This is a genomic window from Yoonia sp. R2-816, from assembly GCF_046762905.1.
In the GTDB taxonomy this organism is placed as follows: domain Bacteria; phylum Pseudomonadota; class Alphaproteobacteria; order Rhodobacterales; family Rhodobacteraceae; genus Yoonia.
In genome coordinates, this window is sequence record NZ_JBKQXN010000011.1 from 1 (window position 1) to 3,983 (window position 3,983).

Below are 3,983 nucleotides of genomic sequence, written 5' to 3' on the forward strand. Positions count from 1 at the left end.
GGACCCAATCCGCTGATCACCATACCGGCCCGCGGCTTCTGAAAATGCCGCAAACTGAGGCCTGACAGAAGACCGCACGCGATCACTCCTCCAATCAGTCAAAAACTTCTTGCATCCAGGGCGGCAACCACAGAAGCCCAACCCGGTCATCGTAGAATTATGCTGCGCGTTCGCAGAGCGAAAATCGCTGCACTTGCTCAGCTGATGACGCTGCGCGGCGGCGGCAAAACCTGACATTCGCTCCTGGCGCAGCAAGGATCTCGACGGGGGGATCAAGTCGCGGACAAAGTTGCCGTTCAAGCCGCTTCGTGCCAATCTCATGCAATGTGTTTGTTGGGATAATCTAGCATGAGTTTGGGTTTTCATCGCAGAGATGATGGCAGTCGAAGAATTACCAATCGGCAAATCGATTTTGTAGGTTGGATTTTGTTCATGTTGTCAGCAACTTCCTTTATCGTTGCAAGTGTCGGAAGTTTTTGGGCTATGGCGGGCAGCATTTTCTTTTTCGTGGCGTGTGTTGTGTTCATTATTCCTTTCTTCCGCAAAGATGGAACGAAATGAGTTGGCTTCTAGTTTTTGGCAAGTTTGGGCTGATACTGCATCGTAAACCGGTGACTACTTTGTGCTTTTCGGTTGAAAGAGTCTACTTAGGTGGCAAATCTTCTCGCCGACAGGCGATGTGCTAAGCCGATACCCAACTTTGCATTGATCATTGTCAAAACGGTTTACCGCCTATCGTGCAGTACTGAAAGATAGGTATAGGGCTGGTGAGCATGATGGATGGATCGCAACTCGACATGATGGATGGACTGGCGTTTGCTACAGACCGAGATGGGTCAATCCAAGCGGTGGGCGAGAATAACTGGAACGTGTTTGCGAAAGAGAACGGTGCTTCTGAGTTACGGGCAGATCAAATCGTCGGCCAGAGTATTTTTCGCTACATTGAAGGCCTTCAGGTGCAAGAGCAAACGCGGCTAATTTTGGCAAGAATTTCACAAGATCCGAACTGGTGCTGGGTATTGCCGTTCCGATGTGACACTCCAGAAAAAGCGTGTGAAATACGACAGTACATCCGGCCAGTTTTCGAAGAGCATACTTGTACCGGTTTCCTTTTTCATTCCATTGTGCATCGCTCGCGACCTCGACCAATAGTGCCACTCTTCGACTTCAAACGGTTAAAAAGACTTACATATCAAAATTCGTGCCTTCCGATTGTGATGATGTGCAGCTGGTGCCAACGCGTCCAAAGCGAGACGCCGAACAAAACGTCATGGGTCGAGGCAGAGGACTACTATGCCGCAGGAGGCACATCAGATGTGCGATTGAGCCATGGGATATGTGACGACTGCCTAACAAGTAAGGCCCCATACGATTTCCACAATGACATGTAGTGAAAGGAGGCGCTCGTTCGTCACTGCGAGGGTGGTTTTGCTCTGACCTCACACAAGTTTAGGAAGCCACGAAGTGCGTCTAGACACTTCGCGGCTGACTTCGTCGCTGTTCCTCTAGTGACTGTACTTCTTGATCTCGCCAGTGGCCAAGCGCGCCTTATAGCTTTGCATCTCACGCCGCACGATGGGTGCAAGGAAATAAAGGCCCAGAATGTTCGGCACACAGATCAGGAAGACCAGCGCGTCCGAGATATCCAGGATTGGCCCAAGCTGCACCATGCAACCCAATGCTACAAATGCGCAGAATATCAGCTTGTAGACCGTCTGCCCCATTTGGCCCTCGCCAAACAGATAGGTCCACCCCTTGAGCCCATAATATGACCAGGATATCATAGTCGAGAAGGCAAAAAGAAGGGCACCAAAAGCAAGTGGCAGTGGGAACCAACTGATCTGACGTTCAAACGCAGCCGATGTCATCGCAACGCCTGTTGCATCTCCGGCAAAGCTCGGATCGGCCACTTGGCTTGTTCCGATGACCAGCGCCGTGATCGTACAGATAACGATGGTGTCAATGAAGGGTTCCAGCAACGACACATAGCCTTCGGTCACCGGTTCTGGCGTTTTCACTGCGGCGTGTGCAATGGATGCGGATCCAATACCAGCTTCGTTCGAGAACACAGCGCGTTGGAAACCAATAATCAGTGCACCAATTGCACCACCCTGCACGCCTGCACCTGTGAAAGCACCGGAGAAGATGTTGCCTACTGCAGCGGGAATCGATGCGAAGTTCATCAAAATGACGATGATTGCAAACACACAATAGAAAATCGCCATGAATGGCACAATTTTTTCGGTCACGCGGGCGATGGATTTGATACCGCCGATGATCACCAAAAAGACAACCGCGGCAAGGATCAGGCCAACCAGCCAGCCCAATCCGTCAAGCGCGCCACCTGCAACGGTGTTCAACTGCACGTAGGCCTGATTGGATTGGAACATGTTGCCAATGCCCAAGGCGCCGACAAAGATGCCGATGGCATAGAAGGTGCCCATGAACTTGCCAAAGCCGCCCATGCCGCGTTCTTCAAACCCTTTGCGCATGTAATACATCGGACCGCCGGAGACAGACCCGTCGGGGTTTTCCTGTCGGTATTTCACGCCCAGCGTACATTCCACAAACTTCGTGGACATGCCCAGGAAACCCGCGACAATCAGCCAGAACGTGGCCCCAGCGCCACCGATGGTCACCGCAACGGCAACACCCCCAATATTACCGATGCCGACGGTGCCGGACACAGCCGTGGCAAGCGCTTGAAAGTGCGACACCTCGCCGGGGCTGTCAGGATCAGCGTAATCCCCACGGACCAATTGGATCGCGTGCTTGAAGCCACTGACGTTTATGAAGCCCAGATAAACCGTGAAAAAAATCGCCCCAATCACAAGCCACAAGACAACCAACGGAAGCCCCGCGCCGAAAACGTTGATCTTAAAGAATACGAAACTGCCGACTGCCGCTGCGATGGGCGCGGTGATTTCATTAATCGTATCGTCAAAGCCAGCAAATGCTGGCCGTGCTAAAAATAGCAAAGCTGTCAGCGCCAAGAGGAATCTCATCATAACGTGTCCCTTCATGTTCTTGTTCGCTCACCCGTCAACAGCAGGTGAGCTTTTGTGCGCCGTATCAGGGTACGACGACGACAGGCACAGGAGAAGTTTGGACCAAGTTGCCTGCGACGCTTCCGAACAGCAGTGACTTGATGCCCGACTGACCACGCCGTCCAATCACGATCTGCTGCACCCCAAACTTGTCAGCGAGTTTAATCAATGTTTCGGCAGGTGGCCCGTGGCGCACAATCGTTTCATATTCGATGCCAGCGGCGGCCAATTGCCCGGCGGCCGGTTCCACAACACTGGATGTCGCCCGATCAATTTCTTCCTCGCGGCGCTTGTGGCGCTCTGCATTTTCTTCGGGTGTATTGAATGAATATGGCGACCATTCGATGACATAGGTCACAATCAGCTTCGCCCCGCCCAGTTTCGCCCGTTCACTTGCATACTGAAGGGCGCGCGCGCCACCATCGCTACCATCTACTGCAACCAAGACCGAATTCGTCATAGGTATCCCCTCCGAACTGTATTTCGCTGAAAACTGCGCCGTCCAGTGCGCTGAGAGTTCAATGTGTCCTGCCAATAACAGTTGCTCAAAAAACCAATTCTGGCAAGCCGCTTGGCCCACAGGGGCAAGTAGGGGTCGTTTGCAGGGTGGGGCGAAATGACACTCTCTCATGAGCGTTTTTGATTTTCCCGGCACGATGAGACTACCCCGCTGGCGCGGGATGGTCAAAATTTGTAGCCTGTGCATGGCGGTGGAGACATGCGTGTCGAACCGATGGTTATCATGCTCTCATCCGCGGGTTGGATACCGCCTTACCTGATCCGATGCGGGCTTGCCTCTGTCTAAGGCCGGAGGTTCATCCGATAGTACGCCGAGGGTTCCCCTATCATTGGCCGCTGTCTCCAGCGTTCTGCACAGGCAGATCGCGGGCTTGGTCAGGCGGGCAAGGGTGTTTTCCGCGCGATGTCCCAAATGAA

The 3,983-nt window shown here is 53.0% G+C and carries 4 protein-coding genes; 1 reads left to right on the forward strand and 3 read right to left on the reverse strand.

Annotation, left to right across the window (positions count from 1 at the left end; genetic code table 11):
- Positions 1-348 precede the first annotated feature (348 nt).
- Positions 349-561 carry a cytochrome oxidase subunit III gene (locus tag ACFWW2_RS00050; RefSeq protein ID WP_393925321.1) on the forward strand — a complete coding sequence of 71 codons (213 nt, stop codon included), beginning with the start codon at positions 349-351 and terminating at the stop codon, positions 559-561.
- A gap of 944 nt (positions 562-1,505) precedes the next feature.
- On the opposite strand, the gene ACFWW2_RS00055 is transcribed toward ACFWW2_RS00050, so the two are convergent.
- From ACFWW2_RS00055 to ACFWW2_RS00065, 3 genes are all read right to left on the reverse strand, one after another.
- A complete protein-coding gene (locus ACFWW2_RS00055; protein WP_393925322.1) occupies positions 1,506-3,008 on the reverse strand; it encodes an alanine/glycine:cation symporter family protein in 1,503 nt (500 codons plus the stop codon).
- 64 nt (positions 3,009-3,072) lie between these two features.
- On the reverse strand, positions 3,073-3,627 hold the full coding sequence (locus tag ACFWW2_RS00060; protein ID WP_393925323.1) for a universal stress protein: 555 nt from the start codon (positions 3,625-3,627) through the stop codon (positions 3,073-3,075).
- Positions 3,628-3,795: 168 nt separating this feature from the next.
- Positions 3,796-3,983, reverse strand: a 188-nt coding sequence (locus tag ACFWW2_RS00065) for a hypothetical protein (RefSeq protein ID WP_393925324.1), incomplete at its 5' end; no start/stop codon positions are given.